The organism is Frankia torreyi (assembly GCF_000948395.1).
GTDB lineage: Bacteria > Actinomycetota > Actinomycetes > Frankiales > Frankiaceae > Frankia > Frankia torreyi.
On the sequence record NZ_JYFN01000084.1, the window covers coordinates 1 to 24,776 of the forward strand.

The 24,776-nt window shown below is 72.4% G+C and carries 22 protein-coding genes, 1 tRNA gene and 2 pseudogenes; 12 read left to right on the top strand and 13 right to left on the bottom strand.

The genetic code is table 11. The annotated features are described in order from the left end of the window. On the bottom strand, positions 1-389 hold a 389-nt coding region (locus tag FF36_RS28690), incomplete at its 3' end, for a helix-turn-helix domain-containing protein (RefSeq protein ID WP_044888337.1). Between the two features lie 31 nt (positions 390-420). Between FF36_RS28690 and tnpA the strand changes: the two are divergent. Continuing rightward, positions 421-823 (top strand): annotated as a pseudogene (gene tnpA, locus FF36_RS28695) (IS200/IS605 family transposase); the annotation flags it as partial. Here tnpA and FF36_RS34610 read toward each other — a convergent pair. Next, positions 820-1,029: a hypothetical protein gene (locus FF36_RS34610; RefSeq protein ID WP_199865540.1), complete on the bottom strand. Its 210-nt coding sequence runs from the start codon at positions 1,027-1,029 to the stop codon at positions 820-822. The pseudogene tnpA and the gene FF36_RS34610 overlap by 4 nt on opposite strands. Before the next feature lie 99 nt (positions 1,030-1,128). Further along, complete coding sequence (locus FF36_RS39460) at positions 1,129-1,491, bottom strand: hypothetical protein (RefSeq protein ID WP_242419214.1); 363 nt, start codon at positions 1,489-1,491, stop codon at positions 1,129-1,131. Here FF36_RS39460 and FF36_RS28705 point away from each other — a divergent pair. Next, a complete protein-coding gene (locus tag FF36_RS28705; protein WP_242419211.1) occupies positions 1,484-2,119 on the top strand; it encodes a polysaccharide deacetylase family protein in 636 nt (211 codons plus the stop codon). The two genes, FF36_RS39460 and FF36_RS28705, sit on opposite strands and share 8 nt — an antisense overlap. A 248-nt stretch (positions 2,120-2,367) precedes the next feature. Here FF36_RS28705 and FF36_RS28710 read toward each other — a convergent pair. Beyond that, positions 2,368-2,439 (bottom strand) — tRNA-Val (locus tag FF36_RS28710). 184 nt (positions 2,440-2,623) lie between these two features. Next, positions 2,624-3,082, bottom strand: coding sequence for a peroxiredoxin (locus FF36_RS28715; protein ID WP_044888340.1), 459 nt, complete (start codon positions 3,080-3,082; stop codon positions 2,624-2,626). A gap of 613 nt (positions 3,083-3,695) precedes the next feature. On the opposite strand from FF36_RS28715, the gene FF36_RS28725 reads away from it, so the two are divergent. After that, positions 3,696-4,316 carry a DUF4234 domain-containing protein gene (locus tag FF36_RS28725; RefSeq protein ID WP_236706264.1) on the top strand — a complete coding sequence of 207 codons (621 nt, stop codon included), beginning with the start codon at positions 3,696-3,698 and terminating at the stop codon, positions 4,314-4,316. A 164-nt stretch (positions 4,317-4,480) separates the two neighbouring features. Here the strand turns inward: FF36_RS28725 and FF36_RS28730 are convergent, their stop codons facing one another. Both FF36_RS28730 and FF36_RS28735 read right to left on the bottom strand, forming a co-directional pair. Beyond that, complete coding sequence (locus tag FF36_RS28730) at positions 4,481-4,918, bottom strand: DUF3052 domain-containing protein (protein ID WP_009742958.1); 438 nt, start codon at positions 4,916-4,918, stop codon at positions 4,481-4,483. Between the two features lie 241 nt (positions 4,919-5,159). Then, complete coding sequence (locus FF36_RS28735) at positions 5,160-5,564, bottom strand: secondary thiamine-phosphate synthase enzyme YjbQ (protein WP_041939623.1); 405 nt, start codon at positions 5,562-5,564, stop codon at positions 5,160-5,162. A gap of 389 nt (positions 5,565-5,953) precedes the next feature. On the opposite strand from FF36_RS28735, the gene aceE reads away from it, so the two are divergent. Both aceE and FF36_RS28745 read left to right on the top strand, forming a co-directional pair. After that, positions 5,954-8,734, top strand: a complete 2,781-nt coding sequence (gene aceE, locus FF36_RS28740) for a pyruvate dehydrogenase (acetyl-transferring), homodimeric type (RefSeq protein ID WP_044888343.1) — start codon at positions 5,954-5,956, stop codon at positions 8,732-8,734. Between the two features lie 988 nt (positions 8,735-9,722). Continuing rightward, complete coding sequence (locus FF36_RS28745; protein ID WP_011606163.1) at positions 9,723-10,559, top strand: hypothetical protein; 837 nt, start codon at positions 9,723-9,725, stop codon at positions 10,557-10,559. A 108-nt stretch (positions 10,560-10,667) separates the two neighbouring features. Here the strand turns inward: FF36_RS28745 and FF36_RS28750 are convergent, their stop codons facing one another. Both FF36_RS28750 and FF36_RS40230 read right to left on the bottom strand, forming a co-directional pair. Beyond that, on the bottom strand, positions 10,668-12,176 hold the full coding sequence (locus FF36_RS28750) for a bifunctional phosphatase PAP2/diacylglycerol kinase family protein (RefSeq protein WP_044888354.1): 1,509 nt from the start codon (positions 12,174-12,176) through the stop codon (positions 10,668-10,670). A gap of 285 nt (positions 12,177-12,461) precedes the next feature. Continuing rightward, positions 12,462-12,824, bottom strand: a complete 363-nt coding sequence (locus FF36_RS40230) for a DUF5999 family protein (protein ID WP_063897541.1) — start codon at positions 12,822-12,824, stop codon at positions 12,462-12,464. A gap of 399 nt (positions 12,825-13,223) precedes the next feature. On the opposite strand from FF36_RS40230, the gene FF36_RS28760 reads away from it, so the two are divergent. Further along, positions 13,224-14,564 (top strand): glycosyltransferase family 2 protein, encoded by a 1,341-nt coding sequence (locus tag FF36_RS28760; protein WP_044888345.1) that lies wholly within the window; start codon positions 13,224-13,226, stop codon positions 14,562-14,564. A gap of 18 nt (positions 14,565-14,582) precedes the next feature. After that, positions 14,583-16,592, top strand: a complete 2,010-nt coding sequence (locus FF36_RS28765) for a hypothetical protein (RefSeq protein WP_044888346.1) — start codon at positions 14,583-14,585, stop codon at positions 16,590-16,592. Between the two features lie 17 nt (positions 16,593-16,609). On the opposite strand, the gene FF36_RS28770 is transcribed toward FF36_RS28765, so the two are convergent. Further along, positions 16,610-17,032, bottom strand: coding sequence for a CoA-binding protein (locus FF36_RS28770; protein WP_044888347.1), 423 nt, complete (start codon positions 17,030-17,032; stop codon positions 16,610-16,612). 224 nt (positions 17,033-17,256) lie between these two features. Here FF36_RS28770 and FF36_RS28775 point away from each other — a divergent pair, with 224 nt between their 5' ends. The 3 genes from FF36_RS28775 to FF36_RS28785 all read left to right on the top strand — a co-directional run bounded on the left by FF36_RS28775 (position 17,257) and on the right by FF36_RS28785 (position 19,145). Continuing rightward, positions 17,257-17,574, top strand: coding sequence for a type II toxin-antitoxin system RelE family toxin (locus tag FF36_RS28775; protein ID WP_044888348.1), 318 nt, complete (start codon positions 17,257-17,259; stop codon positions 17,572-17,574). A gap of 278 nt (positions 17,575-17,852) precedes the next feature. Next, positions 17,853-18,443: a type II toxin-antitoxin system antitoxin SocA domain-containing protein gene (locus FF36_RS28780; protein WP_044888349.1), complete on the top strand. Its 591-nt coding sequence runs from the start codon at positions 17,853-17,855 to the stop codon at positions 18,441-18,443. A gap of 162 nt (positions 18,444-18,605) precedes the next feature. Next, on the top strand, positions 18,606-19,145 hold the full coding sequence (locus FF36_RS28785; RefSeq protein ID WP_044888350.1) for a Fic/DOC family protein: 540 nt from the start codon (positions 18,606-18,608) through the stop codon (positions 19,143-19,145). Between the two features lie 41 nt (positions 19,146-19,186). On the opposite strand, the gene FF36_RS28790 is transcribed toward FF36_RS28785, so the two are convergent. The 3 genes from FF36_RS28790 to FF36_RS28800 all read right to left on the bottom strand — a co-directional run bounded on the left by FF36_RS28790 (position 19,187) and on the right by FF36_RS28800 (position 21,801). Continuing rightward, a complete protein-coding gene (locus tag FF36_RS28790) occupies positions 19,187-19,768 on the bottom strand; it encodes a TerD family protein (RefSeq protein WP_044888355.1) in 582 nt (193 codons plus the stop codon). 114 nt (positions 19,769-19,882) lie between these two features. Further along, on the bottom strand, positions 19,883-20,944 hold the full coding sequence (locus tag FF36_RS28795) for an MBL fold metallo-hydrolase (RefSeq protein ID WP_052681561.1): 1,062 nt from the start codon (positions 20,942-20,944) through the stop codon (positions 19,883-19,885). 38 nt (positions 20,945-20,982) lie between these two features. Further along, positions 20,983-21,801, bottom strand: coding sequence for a PaaI family thioesterase (locus FF36_RS28800; protein WP_236706263.1), 819 nt, complete (start codon positions 21,799-21,801; stop codon positions 20,983-20,985). Between the two features lie 666 nt (positions 21,802-22,467). Between FF36_RS28800 and FF36_RS28805 the strand changes: the two genes are divergently transcribed. Continuing rightward, positions 22,468-24,207: a hypothetical protein gene (locus FF36_RS28805; protein ID WP_044888351.1), complete on the top strand. Its 1,740-nt coding sequence runs from the start codon at positions 22,468-22,470 to the stop codon at positions 24,205-24,207. Then, positions 24,204-24,776 (top strand): annotated as a pseudogene (locus tag FF36_RS28810) (hypothetical protein); the annotation flags it as partial. The gene FF36_RS28805 and the pseudogene FF36_RS28810, both read left to right, overlap by 4 nt.

Here is a 24,776-nt window from a genome sequence, read left to right on the forward strand (position 1 = left end):
AACGACCAGCGGGCGTTCGCGGTGAACCTGACGGCCTGCCGGCTGTCCCGTTTCGACTTGTACCGGGGTGGCCCCATCCTCGGGCGCTTGCCTTTCAACCCGTCGAAGAAGTTCCGGTATGCCGTGTCGAGGTCGCGCAGTGACTGTTGCAGAACGACGGCCGACACCTCGGCGAGCCACGCCCGTTCCGGCGTCCACTTCGCCTCGGTGATCAGCATCTTCGACAGGTCGCCCGACTTCGGGAACGGCAGCCCCGCCGCGCGCGCCGTCTCTCGGGTGCTGAGCGCGTCGTTGTACACCACGCGCGCGCAGCCGAACGCCCGCGCCAGCGCGACCCGCTGACCGACGCTCGGATACAAGCGGAAGCTGTACCGGAGCTGCACGATCACAGTCGTGCCATTGGTCTATGACGACAGATCNGGGTATCCGCGCTGGCAGGCACTGCGTTTTCGTCCTGCACGCCCACTTGGTTTTCGTGACCAAGTACCGGCATCGGGTCTTCGACGACCGGCACCTGACCCACCTGGAAGAGATCATGCGGGCGGTGTGCGCCGACTTCGAGGTTGAACTGGTCGAGTTCAACGGCGAAGGCGACCATGTCCACCTGCTCGTCCACTTCCCGCCGAAAATCGCCCTGTCGAAGCTCGTCAACAGCCTGAAAGGCGTGTCGTCCCGTCGGATGCGCCAGGAGTTCCCCGACCTGGCCCGGCACTACTGGCGGGCGAACCGGCTCTGGTCAGGCTCCTACTTCGCCGGGTCTGTCGGTGGCGCGCCGCTGGACGTGCTCCGCCGGTACATCGAGGAACAGACCCGTCCGGTTTAGAGCACGCTCAGGCCGCGAGACGGCCTTCCCGCGCGGGCCTTCACCCCCGACCTGAAGGCCGGAGCACTGGCCCGCAACCCGGTAGCCAGGACCGCACGCAGCTCCAGGTCCAGCCGCAGACGCATCCGCATCCGCATCGCGCGGATGATCAGTTCAGTGCCATCGTCAAGGAGCAGGACGGCGATCTCCAGAAGGTTGCCAGCCAAATCCGGACCCCGCCGGAGCTCCCGCGGCGGGCCGTCCGACCTGCCCCGGCTGCGACCTTGGGCCGTTGCCGGCACCCGTGGGCGGTGCAAGGCTCCTGCTCACGACGTCGGGTGAGACCTCGTCCGCGTCGGATCGGGAGGCGCCATGCGACGCTCACAGCAGGCCCTCGTCACCTTGGTGGTGGCGTCCACCGTCGCGTTCACCGCCTGCGGCGGCTCCAGCGGCATCGCGACGCAGCCCGGCCCGACGTCCGCCACCGCCACGAGCACGGCGCGGCCCGCCAGTCCCGGCACCGGCACCGGCGTAGTCCCGCCCACCGCGACGACGACCGGGCCGGGCGGAGCGACGGCGACCGCGACCGCGACGATACGGCCCACCCCGGCGAGGCCGACGACGTCGACTAGGCCGTCGACCCCGGTGCCCCCGACGGCACCGACGGCACCGACCACGGGCGTGCCCACGCGCCTGGTCGGTCGGGACTGGGAGCGCATCCCGACCGACCGCCGAATGGTCGCGCTGACGTTCGACGCCGGCGCCAGCGCGGACGGCGTGGACTCGATCCTCTCGACGCTCAGCCGGGAGGGCGTGCCGGCCACCTTCTTCCTCACCGGCCGGTTCGCACAGACCTTCCCGGCCGCCGCGCGCGCCATCGCCGCCCGCGGCCAGGTCATCGGCAGCCATTCGGCCACGCACCCCTACTTCACCCGGCTCACCGACGCGGACCTGCGCGCCGAGCTGCTCGGTGCCCAGGCGACCATTCAGAGCGTCACCGGGGTCGACCCGCGCCCCTGGTTCCGCTTCCCGTACGGCGACCGTGACGCGCGCACGATCGGCGCGGTCAACGCCCTCGGCTACGTGCCGATCCGCTGGACGGTCGACACGCTCGGCTGGAAGGGCACCTCCGGTGGGCAGAGCATGCAGAGCGTCACCGACCGGGTGCTGGCCGCCGCGAGCAGCGGCGAGATCGTCCTCATGCACGTGGGCGCGAACCCGCAGGACCGCTCGACCCTGGATGCGGACGCGCTGGGCGGAATCATCCGGGAACTGCGCGCCCGCGGCTACACCTTCACCACGGTCAAGGCGATGTAGTCACGGCGAGATGACTGAGGGATCCACGTGCACCGACGTGCCGGCCGCCGGCGATCCACGCCTCCCGAGCGCCCCAGCAGCCGCCCCGGGGGCGGCCCAGACGGGTGGCAACAGACCGGGCCCCGCCAACCACNCCCCGGAAGCCGCCGCAGGCGCCCCGCCGGGGGGTTCGGGGGGTCGTCCCCCCGGCTAACATTGCGGCTGCGGCGCAGGCGATCAAAGATCGACAAGCACGCGGAGCCAGCGCGTGGGCGCGGCAGGGATCGAACCTGCGACCACTCGCTTGTAAGGCGAGCGCTCTCCCGCTGAGCTACGCGCCCGGGAGACGAGAAAAACGAAGCTGACTAAGACTACGCATGCGGCGACGCCCCGTGGAACGATCGAGCGCCTCGATCGGCGGATGGTGACCGGCCGGTCGGGCACCGACGCTCCAACGGGCCGTCGACAGCGGGAGCCGGCCCCACGACTACCCAGGTACGCCAGGCCGGCTCCCGTAGGTAGATCCTAGAGGGCGGCGAGAGCCTTGAGGTACTCGGCCTGGTCCCGCGCGTCCGGGATGTTGTTGACGACCTTCCAGCGCACGACGCCCTCCTTGTCGATCACGAAGGTGCCGCGCACGGCGATGCCCCGATCCTCGTTGAAGATGCCGTACGCCTTGGCGACCTCGCCGTGCGGCCAGAAGTCGGCGAGCAGCGGGAACTCGTAGCCCTGCTGCTCGGCCCAGACCTTGTGGGCGAACGGCGAGTCGACGGAGACGGCCAGCACCTGGACGTTGTCGTTCTGGAACGAGCCGAGGTCGTCGCGGACCGAGCACAGCTCGCCCTGGCAGACGCCGGTGAAGGTCAGCGGGTAGAAAAGCAGGACGACGTTCCGCTTGCCACGGAACTCCGACAGGGTGATGGTCTCGTTGTTCTGGTCCTTCAGCGAGAAGTCCGGGGCGACGGAGCCAACCTCGACGGTCACGGGCGCTTCCTCTCCACGACGATGGGGCTAATCACAAATGACGCTGATCACGATGACCGAGCACCGAGGACGATGCACGGGCCGATCCGGAGGATCACCACAGATCGAATGATCGCAACGGCAGGTGGGAACGGGAGCGGACCGGCGACGGCACCCACCGGTTCGGGCGCCCCCGCAGATCGGTCCGCCGTCCCAGAGCCAGCATGCCAGTTCCGACCGCGATGAAACCGGCCGACCAGCCGCGGATGGCCCACACGGACGCCCGGGAGCCGTCCGTCCGCCTCACCGGGCGCCCAGGCGTTGACCACGACCTGCGAGGACGGTCGACGGCCGATCCACGCAGGGCGCAGGACCACCCGCACCGACAGACATCGATCACCTGCTTCGGGCCGCCACTCGACTGTCACCCAGACGAAGGTTCACCCGCATTCGATCCCAACAGAAGGTATCTTTCGCGCTCCCGGGACACTGATGCGGCGAGTGTTCGGGTTTCCTACGTCAGACTGGCCTAGTCTGGCCGATCGACACGGGAGCCATCGGCCGGACATGCGCGTAACACGGTGCGTGCTCCGCGTGCGCCACAGGTATGGACACCGATGAGGGCAGGACCACCTTGACCAATCAGAGTGCGACCCCGCACGGTTACCCCGAACCGCACGGCTACCCCGCGCAGGAACCCCACCCGATCGACGGTCCGGGCACCTCGACCGGCGGCTTTCCGATCTACGCCTTCCGCGAGTCACTGCCCGGCCCCGAGCCCGAACAAGGCTACCCCGCGACCCCCGACTACGGCTCGCCCGGCCCGGATGGGCCGCACGGCGCGCCGGACTCCTTCGGTGGGGCGGGGGTACTCGGCAAGCACCGCAACCCCTTCGCCGTCTGGCTGGGCCTGCCCCTGATCACCCTTGGGGTCTACTACTTCGTGTGGGTTTACAAGACGAACCGGGAGCTGGGTGAGTACGACCGGCGTATCCAGGTCAACCCGGCCCTGTCCCTGCTGGCGTTCCTCGTCGGTTGGCTGGTCCTCGTGCCGCCGTTCGTCGCCGCCTGGCGGCTGGGTACCCGCACGCGCGCGGCCCAGCACGCCGCCGGGGTGCCGGAGACGAATCCGGTGCTCGCGTTCGTACTGTTCCTGATCGGCTTCGGGCCGCTGTTCCTCCAGCTCGAACTCAACCGCCTCTGGGACCGCTACCCGGGGGCCGTCGAGGGCCAGCAGGTGCCGCTGTACCGCTGAGCCCGGGCGCGGGAGAGCCAGCCGGCCACGCGGGCCCTTCGGGTCCCCGCACGTATCGGTGGAGGCCGCGCGCGGGCCGGCGCAGGTCCCGACCCGACCCGGACGCGGGCATGACTCGACAGCGCCCGGGCCCACACGGGCCGCCGGACGCCCTCGCGCCGGCCTCAGCGGTGCCGCACGCGCTGCGACTTCGGTGCGGCCAGCCGCTGACCCGACCACTCCTGCGCGACGCTCAGCGTGCTGGTCTGCACCAGACCCGCGGTGGGCACCGCGTCCAGCACGTCGCTCGGCGCGACATGACCGTCCCGTCCGGCCTTGGGGGTGAGCAACCAGATCACCCCCTCGTCGGACAGTTGGCGGCGCGCGTCGATGAGCGCGTTGGCCAGATCCCCGTCGTCCTCCCGCCACCACAGCAGGACGATGTCGACGACGTCGTCGGAGTCCTCGGGGACCAGCTCCGTCCCGCTGGCGCTGGTCACCGCGTCCAGCAGATCCTGGGCGATGTCATCGTCCTCGTTGAGCGACTGCACCTGGGTCCCGGCGGAGACTCCCAGTCGCTCCGCCCGGCGCTGACCCTCGGCGTTCGCCGCGGTCGGACTCACCCTGCGCTACCTCCTGTTCGTGTGTGACGCTCCGCGAGGGTCGCGGAGACGTCCCGTGCATGAACGCACCGGCGCGATGGGGTCCATCACCCGGTGCGTCTCGACCTAGTCCACCGGACCTCCCGGTGGCTGCGCAAGTGCCACGCCGTCGGTTGTGGACCGATGACGGCGTGGCCGACGTGCGGCGACTACCCGCCGGTACCCGCAACGAGGCACGATCATTCCGTCGCCGGACGCTCGATCATCCCGTCAGGAGGGACAGCCGGACCGTTCGGTCGGGGTTGTCCACGTTGAGATCGACCAGCGCAATCGACTGCCAGGTGCCGAGCGCGAGCCGACCGTCGAGCACCGGGACGGTGAGCGTCGGCGGGATGAACGCCGGCATGACGTGGGAACGGCCGTGGCCGGGCGAGCCGTGCGCGTGGCGCCACCGGCCGTCGGCGGGCAGCAGCTCGGCGAGGGCCGCGAGCAGGTCGGGATCGCTGCCGGAGCCCAGCTCGAGGATGGCCAGCCCGGCCGTGGCGTGCGGCACGAACACCGACAGCAGGCCATCACCGGAATCAGTGACGAACTCCACCGCGTCGGGGGTGAGGTCGACCACACGCTCCTGGCGGCCGGTGTGCACGGACAGCGTCGTGGTCTTCATCCGGGTGTCCATCAGGGTGATTGTCTACCAGGCGGGGGCCCTTCACCGGCTGCGCCGCGGACGACATGTCGACAACGCCGCGCGTATCGCCCGATTCTCTACTCGAAAGTAACCAAGGCGTGCGTGACGAGGTCGCGCAGACGGAGCACGATGGGACCAAGGCGTGTTCGCTCGCCGGGTCCCGCCCTCGGCCGATGGGAGTCGGCCGACCACCCGCAGCGGCATGCCGACAGGAGAAGTTGACGAGCGGCCAGGACGCGGCGATGCATCGATCATGCGGGTTCCCGCATCCGCGAGCACGTGAAGTGACACATGGGCCGACGGACGCACGAGGAGGATCTTCTCGAGCGGCACCGGCGGCCCCGGAAGCTTGAGGAGCAGGAGAAGGCGTGGCGCAGGACACAACCCGGAAGTTCTCGGTCATCACCGACGGGCTGCCGAGTCAGCTGCCGGACATCGACCCCTCGGAGACCAACGAGTGGCTGGAGTCACTCGACGCGGTCATCGAGGAGTCCGGCCGCGGCCGGGCCCGCTTCCTCATGCTGAAGCTCCTCGAACGAGCCCGCGAGAAGGCGGTCGGGGTTCCCGGTCTGACCAGCACGGACTACATCAACACGATTCCGCCGGAGCGCGAGCCCTGGTTCCCCGGCGACGAACATGTCGAGCGCCGCATCCGGGCGTATATCCGGTGGAACGCGGCCATCATGGTCAGCCGAGCGAACCGGCCCGAGTTCAACGTCGGCGGCCACATCGCCACGTACGCGTCGAGCGCGAGCCTGTACGAGGTCGGATTCAACCACTTCTTTCGCGGCAAGGACCACCTGAGCTCCTCGCCGGGAAGCGACTCGGGCGACCAGATCTTCATCCAGGGGCACGCCTCGCCGGGCATCTACGCCCGTGCGTTCCTGGAGGGCCGGCTGACGGAGAAGCAGCTCGACGCCTTCCGCCGGGAGAGCGAGTCGGGCGGGCTGTCGTCCTACCCGCACCCGCGGCTCATGCCCGACTTCTGGGAATTCCCCACCGTGTCGATGGGCCTCGGCCCGATCGACGCCATCTACCAGGCGCGGTTCAACCGTTACCTGCTCAACCGCCAGATCAAGGACACCTCGAACAGCCGGGTGTGGGCGTTCCTCGGCGACGGCGAGATGGACGAGCCGGAGTCGATCGGGGCGCTCGGCGTCGCCGCCCGCGAGGAGCTCGACAACCTGATCTTCGTGGTGAACTGCAACCTGCAGCGCCTCGACGGCCCGGTCCGCGGCAACGGCAAGATCATGCAGGAGCTGGAGTCGCTGTTCCGCGGCGCCGGCTGGAACGTGATCAAGGTCGTCTGGGGTCGCGACTGGGACCCGCTGCTGGCCAAGGACACCGACGGCGTCCTCGTCCACCGGATGAACACCACCCCGGACGGGCAGTTCCAGACCTACACGACGTCGTCGGGCGAGTACATCCGCGAGCACTTCTTCGGCGCGGACGCCCGCCTGCGCCGCATGGTCGCCGACCTCGCCGACGACGACCTGCGCAAGCTCTCCCGCGGCGGCCACGACTACCGCAAGCTCTACGCGGCGTACAAGGCGGCCACCGAGCACACCGGTCAGCCCACGGTCATCCTCGCCCACACCATCAAGGGCTGGACGCTGGGCAAGGACTTCGAGGCCCGCAACGCCACCCACCAGATGAAGAAGCTGACCAAGGCGGAGCTCAAGGAGTTCCGCGACCGGCTCTACCTGGAGATCCCGGACTCGGCGCTGGCCGGGGACCTGCCCCCCTACTACCACCCGGGGCCGGACTCCGAGGAGATCCAGTACATGCGGGAGCGCCGGGCCTCCCTCGGCGGCTCGATGCCGCGCCGCGTCGTGCGGGCCAAGCCGCTCACCCAGCCGCCCGCGAAGATCTTCGACGAGCTGCGCAAGGGCTCGGGCAAGCAGCCCGTCGCCACGACGATGGCGTTCGTCCGGCTGCTGAAGGACCTCATGAAGACCAAGGAGATGGGCGCGCGGTTCGTGCCGGTCATCCCCGACGAGGCACGCACCTTCGGCATGGACGCGATGTTCCCGACGGCGAAGATCTACTCGCCGCACGGGCAGCGCTACGAGGCCGTCGACCGCGAGCTGCTGCTGTCCTACCAGGAGTCCGAGTCCGGCCAGATGCTGCACGAGGGCATCAGCGAGGCCGGCTCGATGGGCTCGGTGATCGCCGCCGCCACGTCGTACTCCACCCACGCGCAGTACATGATCCCGGTCTACGTCTTCTACTCGATGTTCGGGTTCCAGCGCACCGGTGACCAGATGTGGGCGCTCGGCGACCAGCTCGGCCGTGGCTTCCTGCTCGGCGCCACCGCCGGGCGGACCACGCTCAACGGCGAGGGCCTGCAGCACCAGGACGGCCACTCGCTGCTGCTCGCCTCGACCAACCCGGCCTGCGTCGCCTACGACCCGGCGTTTGCGTTCGAGGTCTCGCACATCGTCCGCGACGCCCTGGACCGGATGTACGGCGAGCGCGACGAGAACGTCTTCTACTACCTCACCGTCTACAACGAGCCCGTACCCCAGCCGGCCGAGCCGGCCGGCCTCGACCCGGCGCAGATCATCGCCGGCATGTACCGGTTCCGGCCGGCCGAGGAGCTCGTCGGCGGCCTGCCGAACGGCGGCGCCGAGGGCGACTCGGGACCGCGGGCGCAGTTGCTGGCCAGCGGCACGTCCATCCACTGGGCGCTCGCCGCGCAGGAGATCCTCGCCGCCGACTTCGGCGTCGCCGCCGACGTGTGGTCGGTGACCTCGTGGAACGAGCTGCGGCGGGAGGCCCTCGACTGCGAGCGGGCGAACCTGCTCAACCCCGAGGCCGACGACGCCGTGCCGTACGTGACCCGCATCCTCGACGGCGCCCCCGGCCCCGTCGTGGCGGTCTCCGACTGGATGCGTGCGGTGCCCGACCAGATCTCCCGCTGGGTGCCGCAGGCGTTCACCTCGCTCGGCACCGACGGCTACGGGCGCTCCGACACCCGCCTGGCGCTGCGCCGGCACTTCAAGGTCGACGCCGAGTCGGTCGTCGTCGCCGCCCTGGAGTCCCTGGTCCGGGCCGGCGAGGTCAAGGCCAGCCTGGTCGAGGACGCGATCCGCCGCTTCGGCCTGCGCGACGACGACGACGCCGTCGGCGGCACCGACGCCGGCTGACCAGCGAGGCAGGCCGACCGGCGAGGCCGACTGACCCATGACGGGCCCGGGGTGGACGACCTGACCAGGTTGTCCACCCCGGGCCCGCTCGCCGTCCACAGCCGGAGCGCCGCCCGGTCCCACCCGTCGGGGGGATGCGGCGGTGGCGGCGCCGGCCGTCCCGGCACCCCCGGTCCACCCCGGCGGGGGCGCCACCATCGGTGGGCCGCGACGCGTCGCGACACCCCCGGTCCCACCCCCGCACGGAGGCACCCCCCCGGCCGGCGCCGCCACCATCACCCGCCGGTGCCGGCACTCCCAGGGAAATCGCCGCCCAAGCGGGCCCCGGCCGAGTCCGTCGGCCGGCCGCCGCCGGCCCGGCCGTGGTGTCACGAGCCTCACCCCGGCGGGGTTCTGCGGCGGCGCGCCGGTGCACACCGGCGCCGTCGTCGCCCTGCGTGACCAGGATGGCCGACACCGACGTGCCACACCGCCTCCGGCAGCCATGCCGATCCGTCCTGCGCCCGAAATGGCACCGCCGTGCCACCACCGTCATGCCCCGCCTAAAGGCACAACGAGTTCCACATCGGGGCCGCGAACACTAGTCTCACGGAGGTGACATCGGGAGATCGGCGACGCGGCGTACCACGCCGCGGACCCCACGCAGGCGGCACTCCCCGCGCACGCCGCCCCGCGCAGCTACGGTCTCGGAGAGCGACGAGATGTGGCCTGCCTGGTACGCGGGACCATGAAGTGATCAGGTACGGTCGCCGCATCCGCCGCGCCGCCCATGATCCGGCCGGTGACGGGATGTCCGGCCGGTTCACCCGCACGGATTCGGACGACGGCTGCCCGGCGCAGGCCGCGACGGTCGAGGAGGACGAGGTGAACGGTGTCACGACGACCCCCATACTCGCGGTGGCACCATCCGCGCCGTGGCCGGGCAGGCTCGCGGTGACCCCGCGGCGATCCGTGTGCGCCGGGGCCCCACCAGCGGCGGGCGGATGGCATGATCCTTCGAGCCCGCCGCATCGAACGGCTGGAGGAGCACCCCAACCTGCGGGGCATCCTCGGCATCCTTGCCCAGCTCGTGCACACCACCGACGCCGAGCTCGGCTCGCTCGCCGCCGCCTGGCGCAACTCCGGTTACCTGGCCGCCGCTCGGGACAAGGCGCTGGCCCCCGACTCGCCGCTGATCGTCGAGGTGCTGGCCGCGTTCGACGCGCTGAGCGCCATCTACGCCGACGACCTCGCCGGCGCCGACTACGTCACCGTCGAGCCGTCGGTCGCGGCGACCGCGCTGCGCGCGATGCGCGACGCCGTCGCCGCCTCCTACGCGCGGCCCATCCTCGGCCGCGCCGAGTACGCCGCGCTCATGCGGCCCTGGCGCGCGGTCTACCCACGGGCGCGCTCACACGAGCCCGACCTGGGCCCGGCCGCCGCGGACGTCAAGCGGGTCCTCGCCGCGCTGCCGGTCCTCGCCGGCCGCTGCCACGACCCAGACAGCCTGGAGGTCTTCGACGGGCTGCTGGTCAGCGCCCTGACCCGGGACGACTCCGCCCACCAGCAGGCCATGGACGCCGCGTTCGCGAGCGCCGTGGTGACCGGCCGCCGCCGGGTGTGGACGCTGGTGCGCCGCAGCGCCGCCGAGGGGTTCTGGCGGCTGTGCCCGGACTGCCGCGGCAAGCGCGCCGCCACCGACTCCAGCGAGGATCACCGGGTCATGGAGCTGTGCGCCGACCTGGCCTGCGCGCTGCTCGTCGAGGACCTCCTCGACTCCTCCCAGTTCACGCAGCTCACCCGCCCGCTGCACACGCTCATCCCGCTCCAGCACCGCGGCGGCTGAGCGCTCGGGCAGGCTCGGGCAGCGGCCGCCCCGAGCTTCCGCCCGTCAGCCGTCAGCCGTCGGGCGCCGGCCGTCGGGCGCCGGCCGTCGGGCGTCGGGCGTCGCGACTCAGCCGTCGCCGGGGCGGCGCGGGCGGTAGACGACCAGCCGGGCACCGCTCGGGGTGATCACAATCCGCTCCACCCCCTCGGTGACCTCGCCGTCACAGGCGAAGGGCAGCGGCCCGGGCTGGTGGGAGGAGATCAGCACCCGTTCGACCGTGCGCTGCTCGTACACCCGGCTGCGGCCGAGCCGGCCGGTGAGGACCGCCCCCACCAGCCGCAGCCGGGCCAGCGGCGCCGACGCGTCGACGATCCGCAGGTCGAGCAGGCTCTCGTCGAGCCGGTTGCGGTAGGTCGGCGCGAAGCCGTCGGGGCGGTACACCCCGTTGCCCACGAAGATCAGCCAGACCCGGCGGCGCTCGGAGTCGATCTCCACCTCGAACGGCGGCTCGTGGCGCAGCACCCAGCACAGGGCGATGATCATCGCGGGCCACTTGCCGATGCGCCGCTCGAACCGTTCGCGCACGGCCACCATGTCGGGATAGCCCCCGAGGCTCGCGGTGTTCACGAAGATCCGGGAGAACCGGTCGAACACCGCGGAGATGCCGTCGGCCCGACCGAGGTCGACGGCGACCGCCGCACCCTCGCGGATCGCCTGCACCGAGTCGCCGGCACCGACCAGGCCCAGGTCGGCGGCGAAGTGGTTGAGCGTGCCCGCCGGGAAGACCGCCAGCGGCATGCCGCGGGCCAGCGCCACCTGCGCGGCCGCGTTGATGCTTCCGTCGCCGCCGGCGATGCCCAGCACCCTCGACTTCGATGCGGCGCCGGCCAGGGCGGCGGCCATGTCGTCAGCCGGCCCGACCTCGATGACCTCCGCCAGCGGCAGGTCGGCGCGCAGCACGGCGAGCAGATCGGCGTGGTTGCCCTGGCCGGAGCGCCCGTTGACGACGACGGTGAGGCCGTCCCCCTCGGGCAGTGCCGGCGCCCAGGCCGACGCCGGGCTCGCCCGCGCCGGCACCCAGGGCCGCCGCGGCATCACCTTCGTCGTGAGCAGGCCCGCGCCGACGCCCAGCAGGATCCCCGCGGCCACGTCCCCGGGGTAGTGCACCCCGACGTACACCCGGGAGAACGCCACGGCGGCGGCCAGGGCGGCCACCGGCACCGCCGCCCCGGGCGCGTCGAGGGCGACCCCGGTCGCGAAGGCGGCGGCGGACGCGGCGTGCCCGGAGGGGAACGAGAAGGTCGTCAGGTCGCGGGAGAGCCGGCGCAGCGGCGGGATGCCGTGCGTCGGCGGGCGGTCGCGGCGGAAGACCAGCTTGGCCGGCCCGTTGGCCAGGACGCTGGCGACGCCGAGCCCGATCAGGCCGCGGGCGGCCGCCGGGCGGCGGCGCCCCTTGGTGGCCCCCAGCGCCCCCGCCACGCCCCACCACAGCAGGCCGTGGTCGGCGGCGTGCGACAGCCGCGGCAGGACCGGGTCGAGCAGCGGGCGCCCACCGGCGAGCGCGGTGAACAGCGAGCGGTCCGCCCGGGTGAACGCCTGCACGAAACTACGGCCGAGGGCGATGTCGCGGCGCATGAGCAGGCGAGCCCGGCGCCCGACCGGACTCGTGGCCGGCGGCAGGCCGACCCGGGACCCGCGGGACACCTCCGCCCGCCACCGGTCGGCCAGGCCGGTCCCCCGCGCCGCTCCGACAANCCCCCGCACAGNCCCGCCCGCCGATCTCGCCGTCACGCCCGGCACCGTACCCGCCCGCGAGGCCGTCGGATCAATCTGGACGAAACCTCACAGCCGCGGGACACGGCACAGCCACGGGACACGACACAGCCGCGGGACACGACGGCGCCGACGGCGCCCGGCCGGTCAGACCCGGACGGGAGCCTGGCTCGCCCGCCGGGGCGCCGGGGGCCGCGGGGCGCAGGCCGCCCGCGGCAGGGCACGCCGCGGCTCGACCGTGCGACCGGTCGGCAGGATCTCCCCGGTGTCGTCGAACAGGATCACCCCGTTGCACAGCAGACTCCAGCCCTGGTCCCAGTGCTGGTTGGTCACCCGCGCGGCGTCCCGGTCGGCGCCTTCGGCGGTGGGGCAGGGTGGGGAATGGGGGCAGCCACGCCGGGGTGGGGGAAGCGCCCGGGAGGCTGCGGAAGCGGAGGAAGCGTCTGGGTCCTCGGTCGACGCAGGAAGCGCCGGCACCTCGTCTGAAACGCGAACAGCTTGCACGGGCACCAGACGTTACGCCTCCCCGTAAGAAGCGTCACACCGAGGCGCGTGCGGAGGGCCCGGCGTGTCTGCCGCGCCACAGTGCGGGCCGATCGCGAGATGCGCACTGATCGGGTCCTGACCAGGACAGCAGCCGCATGGCGCCCAGGTGCTAGCCGCTCGGGCAGGCCACGAGGTGTCCGCAGATGGACACCGGTAATCGGACCATGCGAGCAGATCGGTAGGTTACGGGGCTGCGGGCGAGCGATCCGTGGCACCGGCCGCGAGAATGACTCGCGTCGGTCTGCTGATGCGTCCGCCTGAACGACTGGCGCCGGCCCACCGGCGACCGGTCAGGGACTCCCGTCACGGACGGCCACCGGTGGGCGGTCGCGGGCACGCCCGGCCATGGAGGGGGTACGGACGATGGAGGGTGCCACGGGCACCGGCGCCGACACCGTCGGGGAGACTCCCGCCGCCGGCGGGGCGACCCGTTCGCGCGGTCAGGCGTTCGAGGTCTCGGTCGTGATGCCGTGCCTCAACGAGGAGGACTCGGTCGGCGTGTGCGTACGCAAGGCCCTCGCCGGGCTCGCCGCCGCGGGCGCCGTCGGCGAGGTCGTCGTCGTCGACAACGGCTCGACGGACCGGTCGGCCGAGCTCGCCCAGGAGGCGGGCGCCCGGGTCGTGCACGAGACGCGACGCGGCTACGGCAACGCCTACCTGGCCGGCTTCGCCGCCGCCAGGGGGCGGCTGATCGTGATGGGCGACGCCGACGACTCCTACGACTTCTCCGACCTCTCCGCGCTGCTCGCCCCGCTGCGCGCCGGTCGGGCGGACTACGTTCTCGGCTCCCGCTTCGCCGGGAAGATCCTGCCCGGCGCCATGCCCTGGCTGCACCGCTACGTCGGCAACCCGGTGCTCACCGGCATCCTCAACCGCCTGTTCGACGTGCGCTCGTCCGACGCCCACTCGGGGATGCGCGCGTTCAGCCGCGAGGCGTACCTGCGGATGCGGCTGCGCTGCGAGGGAATGGAACTGGCCAGCGAGCTGGTCATCGCCGCCGGGCGGGCCGGGCTGCGCATCGAGGAGGTGCCGATCACCTACCACCCGCGGGTGGGTGACTCCAAGCTGCACTCGCTGCGCGACGGCTGGCGCCACCTGCGGTTCATGCTGCTGCTCGCGCCGCGATACCTGTTCGTCCTGCCGGGTCTGGTGCTGCTGGCGCTCGGGCTCGTCGGCCAGGCGGTCCTGCTCCCCGGCTCCCTGGACCTCGGCTTCCACCGGCTGGATCTGCACTTCTCGATCCTGTTCGCGCTGCTGGCACTGCTCGGCTGGCAGCTCGTGCTGCTCGGCGTCTGCGCGGACGTCCACAACCACGCGGTCGGCTGGCAGGAGCGCCGCCGCTGGCCGCTGCCGCTGATCCACCGGGTGTTCACCCTCGAACGCGGCCTGGCGTTCGGGGCCGGCCTGTTCACGGTCGGGTTCGTCGTCGACGTCGTGGTGCTCGTACGCTGGCTCGCGAACGACCTCGGTCCTCTGAACGAGATGCGCCCGGCGCTGCTCGCGATGACCCTGATGGTGCTCGGCGCCCAGACCGCGTTCGGCTCGTTCTTCCTGCGCCTGCTGACCGCGGGGCCCAGCGGCGGCCATCAGCGCGCCGCCGCCCGCCCGGCGATGCGGGCGCCCGGCGATCCGCCCGGCGGAGCGCCGCTGGTCGGCATGCACTACGAGACGCAGGAGCACCCGGCCGAGGCCGTCGGGTTCTGAGAACGGCGGACATCGACGATGGTCGTCCTGGGCAGGCACGTGTTCCCGCCGCCCCGTGTTCACGCGCATCCTGATCAGGGCAGCGGCTCCCCGCCCCAGCCCCCGGTCAGGACGACGGCGGCGACGCCCTCGGCGGCCACCGCGGGGCCGGCCTACCCCGTCTACCCCGACGAGCCGGACCGTTCCGGCGAACCAGAGCGCGGGGACGAACCCGAGTATCGCGGCGACGGCGGTGACGCTCCGCATGATGTCGGCGACGCGAAGCGCGCCGCGAGGGCCCCGGCTTCACCCGACGCCCCGGTCGTCCTGGGCGCCGACACGGGCGGTGGGGACGGGCCGCCGCCGCGCCGCGACCGCCGGCCGCTGCGCCATCTGCCGTTCGCGATCCTGCTCGCCGCGGGCGTGGCACTGCGAGCGGTCACCGCCTACGCCTACCGGCCGGCGTTCGAGTTCTACGGCGACTCCTACGCCTATCTACGCCTGTCGACGCTGAAGGCCCCCGACCCGATGCGGCCGGCGGGCTACCCGGCGTTCCTGCGGCTGCTGTCGTTCACCGACAGCCTCTGGTGGGTCACCGTCGTCCAGCACGCGGCGGGGCTGGCTCTGGGCGTGACCCTCTACGTCCTGCTGGTGCACCGCCGGGTCGCGGCGCCGATCGCGGCGCTCGCCGCGGCGCCGATCCTGCTCGACGCCTACGAGCTGGTCATCGAGCACTACGTGATGGCCGAGACGCTGTTCGCGGTGCTGCTGGTCGCCGCGATCGTCGCCCTGACCTGGTCGCCCCGCCCGTCGGTGTGGGCGTGCGGGCTGGCCGGGCTGCTGCTCGCTGGCGCGGGCCTGGTTCGCACGATCGGCGTGGCCCTCGCCGTGCTGGTCGTCGGTTACCTGGTGCTGCGCCGGGTCGGCTGGCTTCGCTTCGCGACCTTCGTCGTCGCCCTGGCCGTGCCGCTCGCCGGCTACGCGACCTGGTTCCATGCAAGCCACGGGAAGTACGCGCTCACCGGCGGCGACGCGGTGTGGATGTACGGCCGGGTGGCACCGATCGCCGACTGCGACCGACTGCACCTGAGCCGGCCGCAGCTCGTGCTGTGCTCCCCCCACCCCGTCGCCGAGCGGCCAGACCCCAGCTACTACGTGTGGAGCGTCAACAGCCCGTCCCGGCGGCTGCACGTGCCCGCCGACGAGCGGGACGCGCTGCTGCGCGACTTCACCCACCAGGTCATCCGCTACCAGTTCGGCGACTACGTCCGGATGGTCGGCGGGGAGCTCGCCCACTACTTCCGCCCCGGCCGACCGATCGGGCACCGGGACTGGCCCGACGCGACCTGGCGCTTCCCCACCGGGGACGAGCCTCGCTTCCTGCACAACGGCGAGCCGCTGCTGGGCCTGCACGGCGACGCGCCGAAGCGCGAGGTCCACGAGTCGGCCGCCGGCTTCCTGCGCGGGTACCAGCGGTACGGCTTCACCCCCGGGCCGGTGCTGGCCGGAATGCTGCTGCTCGCCGTCGTCGCGATCGCGGTGCCGGCCCGGCGCCGCGCCCCGCGACTGGGCGTACGCGGCGCCCGGGCCCGCCGACGCTGGCACGACCAGACGGTCGAACACCGGCGGCTACGCGCCGACACGGCCCTGCTCGCGGCCGCCGGCGTCATGATCCTCGTGGTGCCGGCGGCCACGGTCTGCTTCGACTATCGCTACCTGCTGCCCGTGCTCGTCCTGATCCCGCCCGCCGCGGCGCTGGCGACCCGCCGGCTCGCCCTGGTCCGCCGCTCCCGCCGGGCCCCCGACGAGATCACCCGCACCTCGCTGTGGGCCCCCGCGGTGCCCGAACCCACACTGCCGGGGCCAGCGTCGACAGGAGGACCGTCGCCGATCGGGCCGTCACCGATCGGGCCGTCGCTGACTGAGAAGTCGGCGACACGCCGTGCCGGCCAGGACCACCTCGACCCGGCCGGACCGGCAACCCGTCCCGCCGACACCGGCGACGCGGCGGCGGCGGGCACCACGGTGCGGCGTCGCCACCGGCGCTGACCGGTCAGCGGGTCCGGTCAGCGGGTCCAGCCGAGGCCGAGGCGGGGGGCCTCCATCGCCGGGCAGGTGTCCATCACGACGTCCAGGCCGGCCTCACCGGCACGGACCGCGGCCGCGTCGTCGCGGACGCCGAGCTGGAGCCAGACGCCCCTCGCGCCGATCTTCACCGCCTCGTCGACCACCGGCCCGGCAAGCTCCGAGCGGACGAACAGGTCGACGACGTCGACGGCGAACGGGATCTCGCTCAGCGTCGCGTACCCCTGCTCCCCCGCGACCACCGGCGCCGACGGGTGGACCGGCACCACCCGCTTACCGTTGCGACGCAGGTACTCCGCGATGCCGAACGCGGTGCGGCGGGTGTCGTTGGACAGCCCGACGACCGCCCACACCTCGGTGTCGGCGAGCAGATGACGGATCGTGTCGTCGTCTCCGTAGCGCATGCCAGGTGTCAACAGCGGCGACGGTCCGTGTCATCCGGTCGCGTGGGGACGAGGGATGGCCCGCGGGCATCCGTGCCGAACCCGCACTTCCCGCCCGACGAGCGCGAAGCGGGGGCCGCGGGACGGGCGGCCGCATAGGATCACCATGTGAACAACACGGAAGTCGTCCTCTCCCGCACGGGACGGCCCCGGCCACATTCGGGCGGCGGAATGGGTGGCCCGCGGTGAGCGACAAGCACGAGGTCACCCTCTCCGCCTCGGCCGAGCGGGACCTGGCCAAGCTCGCCGAGCTCACCCGCGGCGAGGTCCGCCGGTTCCTCGACGGCAAGCTGCGCGACGATCCGCGCAAGGCCGGCACCCCGATTCCGGGCGAGCAGGTCGGCATGCACGAGGCCAGCGGCCGGACCTGGCGGATCCTCTACCGGATCGACGCGAACACCCGGACGGTGCGGGTCATGGTCGTCGCGCCGCGCGGTTCGCGCACCCGGATCGTGCCCACGATCGGCACCTCAAGCCCCGCCACCGGCTGGCGCCGCATCTGACCTCCGGCGGCCCCGGGGCGTCCCCATACGGCGCCGCTCCGCACGGACGTCACGCATACGAACATATGTTCGACATCCTGAGGTGAACGATCTATCGTGGATCCATGACCGCCCCGAGCGACCGAGCCGGCCGCGCACCGATACCCGCACGGCGGCTGCCAGGTGGGGCGGCGAGATCACACCATCGACGCGACGGCGCTCGTGCATCCCCGACGACGGACCGATAAAATCTTCAGTATAAGCAGCCGCGAGGTCGGACCGGGAGGCGATGTCAGGCCATGGCGGAAAACGTCCATGATGTCGCGTCGCTGATCGTCACGACCCTCGGAGACGTCGACACCATGCGCCTGCAGAAGCTGGCCTACTACTCGCAGGCCTGGCACCTGGCGACCTACGGGACGGTCCTCTTCCCCGACGAGATCGAGGCCTGGACCTTCGGTCCCGTCGTGCCCCAGCTTTACAGCGCCCACCGGGGGGCCTACGGCGTGAGGACCTGGGTCCGTGGCGACCCGCGTCGCCTCGACGATCGCTCCCGCCACCTCGTCAACTGGGTCCTCGAGACCTATGGGCAGCTCACGGGCGAGGAGCTCTCTCGGATGACGCACGCGGAAGCTCCCTGGCGACATGCGCGAGCGGGGCTCGACGACAGCGAGCGCTCGAACGAGCCGATCGATCCCACGGTCATGAAGGAGTATTTCTCCCGCCTGAGGATGTCCCCGGCTGAGGCGGTGTCCGCAGCGGTCGGTAACGCGCGGCTCGAGGGCTACGAACTGTCGGCCTCGACGGCGAAGCAGCTCGGCAGGATTGCCACCGGCGAGAGTTCGGCAGACGACATCGTCAGGGAAATTCTCGCCCGGTATCATCACTGAGGGCGATAGCGGAGGGCGATAGCCGCTACCGTCCTTGAAATACCTCTGGCATCAAGACCCGCTGTGCCTCGGCATGGTCGGCCCGGGGGCGTTGGAGGCGCGATCGCTGCCGCTGGTGACCCGTACTGCTGGCCAGGTTCCGAATGCCTGAGGAACCGGCTTATGATCATCGACCGGGACGAGCTCGCCGAAGTGGAGCAACAGCTCTCGGCGGCCCGCTACACGCAGCTTGGCATCTCACTCCTGCCGGGCGCCTACGATGCCGCGCACCTTCGGAGGTTCCACCGGCAGCTTTTCGCTGACGTGTACGACTGGGCCGGCACCACCAGAAGCGTGAACATCGCGAAGGACGGCCACCCCTTCTGCCTGGCACCCAACATCGACAGCCAGCTCGATGCACTGTTCACCGGCCTCGCCAGGAATCAGTATCTGCTCCACCTCGACCGGGAGACCTTCGTCTCCCGGCTCGCCGAGTTCTACGGCGACATGAACGCGATCCATCCCTTCCGGGAGGGCAACGGCCGCACCCAGCGGGCGTTCTTACGCCAACTCGCGGCCGGCGCCGGCTGGACGCTGCGGTGGGACGACCTGGCCAAGGACGCGAACGACGGTGCCTGCCATCGGTATCGGCATCATTTCGACCCCGAGGAACTGATCGCCCTTCTCGGCCCCCTGGTCCTGCGAAGAGGCGGCCAGGAGTGATCGGGGCCGCGTTGGCCGTGAGTGCCTCCCGGCAGGGAGAGTCAGGAGACGTTGACGCCGAAGTCCAGGGCGATCCCGCGCAGCCCGGAGGCGTAGCCCTGGCCGACGGCGCGGAACTTCCACTCGCCGCCGTAACGGTAGAGCTCACCGAAGATCATCGCGGTCTCGGTGGAGGCATCCTCGGTGAGGTCGTACCGGGCCACCTCCGCACCGGTCGTGGCGTCGGTGACCCGGATGAAGGCGTCGCGGATCTGGCCGAAGGTCTGCCGGCGGGTGTCCGCGTCGTAGATCGACACCGCGAAGACGACCTTCGCCGCCTGCGGGGTCAACGTTCGCAGGTCGACGTTGATCTGCTCGTCGTCGCCGCCACCGCCGCCGACCAGGTTGTCGCCGAGGTGCGTGACCCCGCCGTCGGGGCTGACCAGGTTGTTGAAGAAGACGAAGTAGCTGTCGGAGAGCACCCGGCCGGCCTCGTTGACGACGATCGCGCTGGCGTCAAGGTCGTAGTCCGCGCCGCTGGTCTGCCGCACCTTCCAGCCCAGCCCGATGGTCACTGCCGTGAGGTTGGGGGCGACCTTGCTGAGCGAGACATTCCCGCCCTTGGACAGCGACACGGACGTCATGTCCCACACCCTAGTACCGATGGGTGCGGCCCGAACCGATGCGGCCCGAAATCCCCGCCTACGCCAAAGTCCGGAAGGCGGTGCCCTGCCACGTCCGCGGACACCCGCGCCCGGCTACGCGTCGGCGAGCCGCCAGCGCGCGGGGGCGCCGTCGTCGACGCGGGCGGCGCCGGTCGCCACCAGGGCGGCCAGGCACCCGAAGGTGTCGGTGACAGCGTTCTGGAGCGCCACGCCGCGCAGGTTGCGGAACGGGCGGTGCCAGGTCACGTGGTCGGCGATTTCCCAGACGGTGCTCGCACCGGCGCGCAGGCCCGCGAGCACCTCGGCAAGCCGGCCTCGGTGCATCGCGTCGATCTCGGCGAGGCGGTGTTCCAGGCCGGTGAACCGGTGCTCGTGCGCCGGCAGTACCTCTGCGGCGTCCAGCCCACGCAGCCGGGCGAGCGCGCGCAGGTGGTCACCGAGCGGGTCGGGATGGGACTCGTCGGGTTCGGGGGTGCCGACCACGGTCGACGGCAGCACGTGGTCACCGGACAGCAGCAGCCGGTTGGCCGGCTCCCAGAAGCACAGGTGTCCCGGCGAATGGCCGGGGGTCCACAGCGCGCGCAGCTCCCACCCGGGGATGTCCGGTCGCCCGCCGTCCTCGATCAGGACGTCCGGGCGCGGAATCCGGCGCACGGCCGCCTGGGTGCCCTTGACCAGGTGTTCGGTCACCTCGGCCGGGGCGCCGGCGCGGGCCATCAGCCCCGGGATCCGCGTGGCGAAACCGTTCTCGAACTGGCTCAGGATCGCGTTGTCCAACGGGTGCAGCGACACCCAGGCGCCGGACGCCTCACGGATCCGGCCCGCCATCCCGAAGTGATCGAGATGGGCATGGGTGACGACGACGCCCTGAACCTCGGCGGCCGAGGTCCCGACCGTGTCCAACCCTGCCTCCAGGGCCGCGAAGGCCTCGTCGGAGTCCCAGCCGGCGTCGATCAGGTAGGGGCCGTCCGCGGTCTCGAAGACGTAGACGGTCACGTGGGCCGGCTTCGCCCAGGGCAGCGGGAGCGGGATGCTCCACAGTCCCGGCCGGACCTGTTCCACCGGCGGCAGGGGACGGCGCCAACGCACGGGCCGCGTGCCGGCGTCGCGCTGCGCGGGCGCGGAGGGAAGCCGTCCGACGTCGGGCGTGGTCATGCGTCGGGCGTGGTCATGGTCGTCGTTCCTCCACAGGGTCAGGCGGTCGACGGCTGGTTGGGGGGGACGGCGGCTGAGGGGACTGTGCCGGGCGTACCTGGGGTGTCGGGAGCCGGGGCGCCGAACGCGCCGAACAGTCGGGCGGCCTGGTCCGGGCGGGGAACGACGAAGATGCCGACGCCCTCGACCAGGGGCTGGTCGGGCTCGGACTCCAGCGCGATGGTGCCGGCCGCGGTGATCTTCCGGTCGGCGACCTCGACGACCCGCCCGACGACGAGCAGCGGCGCCAGCAGCGGAACCGGCCGGCGGTAGCGGGCCGACAGGGAGACGGTCAGGCCGGATCGGCCACTCGCGCTGACGACGTCGCCCAGGACCTGGTCGAGCATCATGGCGCTCACCCCGCCGTGCAGGTAACCGCGCGGCCCCTGGTAGGGCAGGCCGAGGGTGGCACGGCCGGTGAGGACCCCGTCCACCAGCGTGGTCTCGAGCCAGGGCGCGATCGGGTTGGCCTGCCCGATGACCGGGTTGTACAGCCACAGCTTCGCGACCGGGTCGTCCAGTGGCGCGGGTTCACCGACGTCGCGCTGCTCGGCGGTCAACGCGGGCAGACACTGAGTGATCCGGGCGGCGACGTCGAGCAGGGTCGCGGTCGGCGCCAGCGTGCGCACGGAGGCGTCGGTCAACGCGCGCAGGGCCGCGCCGAGCTGGGCGGCCGCATCTCGCTGGGCCGCCATCTCTCGCTGGGTCGCCATGCCATCCGCGACCGTCGACGGCTCCTCCCAGGCGGGCCGCGCCTGCGCAGCGGCCTGGCGCGGCAACCCAAGCTCGTCCAGAGCAGCGTCCACGGCGTCGTCCACCCGTTTCCTCGGCGCCTGGCGGCGCGTCGTCTCGTCGGTCACCCCACGCCCCGGGACGGCCGTACGGCACCGCCGCCGATGCCCCGCCCGCCCCACCCGCCGCGCCGCGGGTGGGAGAAAGGGAGAACGGGCACCGCCTGGTGCCCGGCGAGCCAGCGCCACCCCTCGTCGGGTGTACGCACCCCCGGTCGATCCCGTCCGCGCCGAACGTTCATCGTGGTGACGCCTCAGCCACGCGATGGAACCGAGTTGAGAATACCCCACCGGCCTGTTGACGGTCGCTCGACAGCCCTCCTGGGTCGCGTGGGTCACGCCGCTGCGACCAGGGTCAGCGGGCCCTCGACCCCCGCCCGCCAGGGCACTGACAACCCATGAAAGGCCTGCACTACCGGCACGTCGCTTCCCCCTGACGCCGGCCGGCCGGGCCCACACTCCGCCGGGGGTGCGCTTCGTGAGCGAGATCACCCTGGATCTTCCGTACCCGGCCGACCATGCGCCCCCGACACCCCAACGGCCAACAGAGTGCACTGAATTTGCACCGCGCCGGAATCCCGTCGGCGGTCGCCCGCCGCAACGCTCCACCCCGCTCCTACCGTCGTGCACCGCCCGGGCACCGCAGCCGGGTCGTGGGCGGCCCGGTCCCCGCCAACCACTAGGCTCGGACGGATGATCGAGCCCGCGTCGACAACCGGTCCAGACCGGCTGCCCACCGCGGTCGGGCTCGTCGGCGACGTCGGGATGATCCGCCGGCTCAAGGCGCTGGCGCTGACGCAGCCGTTGCACGACCTCGACGTGCGCAAGGCGCACCTGGACGGCGCGGACTTCTCCGTCTACGCGATGGCCGAGCTCGGCCTGCACGCGATCGACCAGGTCACCGTGGCGATGGACTTCGACCGCGGCGCGGACCACGACCAGGTGCGCCGCCGCCTGGTCCCGCTCGCCGCCGCCCAGGCGCCCGCCCGCCCGGCCGCCGAGCACGACCGGGTGGCGTCCTGGGTGCTGCACAACCTCATCAACGTCGGCAACGTCAACCGGGGCTTCGAGGCGGGTTACGGCACCCTGCACGCCGACGGCCGTTACGAACGGCGCCGCTTCGACTTCAAGCTGCTCGTCGAGTTCGCCGATCCACACGGGGAGATCTACCTGCGGGCCACCGACGAGGCGGTGACCGTGCTGGTCGGGGCATTGGACACCGACATCACCTCGGCGCAGGTCGCCGCCGAGGTCGCCCTGGACACGCTCATCCGCCGCGGCCGGCTCGCCGACGCCCGCAGCGCGGCGGAGGCCGCCCGGTACCGCACCGTGCAGTACGCCGAGCAGCTCCGCCGACACCTCGACGCGACGCGGCGCAACGTCCTGGCCGTCGACTGGCTGCACGCGATGCCCGCCCTCGTCGACGAGGCCCTGCAGCACGTCGAGCAGCGTTACCGGTACGAGAACGCGATCCTCACCCACATCCGCCGCTACCGCGACTCCGCCGACGACGCCGACCACAAACGCCAGGCTGCCGACCTGGTCGCCATCGTCGGAGACTGCATCCGTCGGCACACCCAGCTCCAGGCCCGGCTGTTGGAGGCGGGCGCCGTGTTCCGCGCCGAGCAGGACCGCCAGCAGTTCGCCGTCACCCCGGCGCGCGGTGGCGTCGACCTGCACGCCCAGTTGCTGGTGCCGACGCTGGCATTGGCCGCCGGAGACGCACAGCGCCCGGCGGCGGCGTTCTTCCCCGGTGCGGTGGGCGTGCGCACGCCCCGGGCCCCTCGGGTCCTCGATCTGGTCGATCTGCTGCTTCGCCCGCCGGTGGAACGCGACACGCTCGGCGCGGAGGTGGTCGAGGCCGAGCTGGTGCCGTTGGCCGAGCCGGCGCGGTTCGACGACGAGACCTGGGCCCACGCGCTCGGGCTGCTCGAGCTCGACCCAGCGGCGCCGCGCCGGCTGTCCGCCCTGCTCGCCGACGCCCGCCGCGGGGGCGACCGGGACATCGTCGACCTCGTCGCGCTGCTGGCCCTGCACGCGGTCAACCCCCGCGTCGACGCGTCCCGGCAGGCGGGCGAGACGACCCTCACGGTCGCCGTCGACGACGGCACGCCGCTGCACGATCCGGAGTTCGGCGGGGCCGACCTGCTCGTCGGCCGGGCCCGGATCGTCGCGGCTCCCAGCACGGAGACGGCCAGCACGGGGACGGCCAGCACGGGGACGGCCAGCACGGGGACGGCCAGCGCGGAGACGGCCAGCGCGGCGGCGATCGCGGGGACGGCCGGCACTGCCGCGGCCGTCGCGGATGGTGCGGTCGCCCGGGGGCCGCAGGGCGAAGCGGAATCGTCGGACCCGGCTGGTATCACTTCAGTCCTGACAGAACTGCAGGCTGCGGGCGGCGCGGCCGCGCCGGCGGGAAGGAGGTCACGATGAGCCGGGAACCTGACACGGGCGTCCCGGACCCACAGGGCGACCCGATCGACGCCGACCCGATCGACGGCGGGTCGATCGACGCCGACCCGGTCGACGGCGGGCCGGTCGACGGCGGGCCGGTCGACGGCGGGCCGGGCGACGGGGGGCGGGGGGCCGAGCGGCGGCGCGCCGACGCCCACGAGGCGTCCCGGCTGGTGTCGTTCGGCCTGCGGCCCCGGCTGGTGCCGGCTCGTGACCCCGACTACCGCGACCTGGTCCGGCGTTACCTGCGGGAGGCGGAGTTCGCCGCGTTGACCCAGGCGATCGCCGCCGGCCTCGGGCTGGTCGTGCTCGACGTCTCCGAGCGGGCAGGTCTGGTCCCGGCCGGCGCCGACGACTCGGCCTTCGCCGTTCGGATCGGCGACTACGCCCGCCGCGCCGGCGGCGAGCACCGCGCGGCCGACCGGCTGCTGCACGCCCTCGCCCAGCTCGCCGTCGCCGCGCTCGCCTATCCGCGGCCGGCCGACCTCGCCGACGCCTCCTACGTCGGGCGGGTCAGCGTGCACGGCGTCGACGCGTTCGTCCGGGAG

Bases quoted from the DNA above. Each gene is read 5' to 3' on its own strand.
- FF36_RS28790 (WP_044888355.1), bottom strand. From the start codon at position 19,768: ATGACGTCCGTGTCGCTGTCCAAGGGCGGGAATGTCTCGCTCAGCAAG.
- FF36_RS28735 (WP_041939623.1), bottom strand. From the start codon at position 5,564: ATGAAGACCACGACGCTGTCCGTGCACACCGGCCGCCAGGAGCGTGTG.
- FF36_RS28795 (WP_052681561.1), bottom strand. From the start codon at position 20,944: ATGACCACGCCCGACGTCGGACGGCTTCCCTCCGCGCCCGCGCAGCGC.
- FF36_RS28765 (WP_044888346.1), top strand. From the start codon at position 14,583: ATGGTCGTCCTGGGCAGGCACGTGTTCCCGCCGCCCCGTGTTCACGCG.
- FF36_RS28780 (WP_044888349.1), top strand. From the start codon at position 17,853: ATGGCGGAAAACGTCCATGATGTCGCGTCGCTGATCGTCACGACCCTC.
- FF36_RS28770 (WP_044888347.1), bottom strand. From the start codon at position 17,032: ATGCGCTACGGAGACGACGACACGATCCGTCATCTGCTCGCCGACACC.
- FF36_RS28745 (WP_011606163.1), top strand. From the start codon at position 9,723: ATGATCCTTCGAGCCCGCCGCATCGAACGGCTGGAGGAGCACCCCAAC.
- FF36_RS28760 (WP_044888345.1), top strand. From the start codon at position 13,224: ATGGAGGGTGCCACGGGCACCGGCGCCGACACCGTCGGGGAGACTCCC.
- FF36_RS28805 (WP_044888351.1), top strand. From the start codon at position 22,468: ATGATCGAGCCCGCGTCGACAACCGGTCCAGACCGGCTGCCCACCGCG.
- FF36_RS28785 (WP_044888350.1), top strand. From the start codon at position 18,606: ATGATCATCGACCGGGACGAGCTCGCCGAAGTGGAGCAACAGCTCTCG.
- FF36_RS28750 (WP_044888354.1), bottom strand. From the start codon at position 12,176: ATGCGCCGCGACATCGCCCTCGGCCGTAGTTTCGTGCAGGCGTTCACC.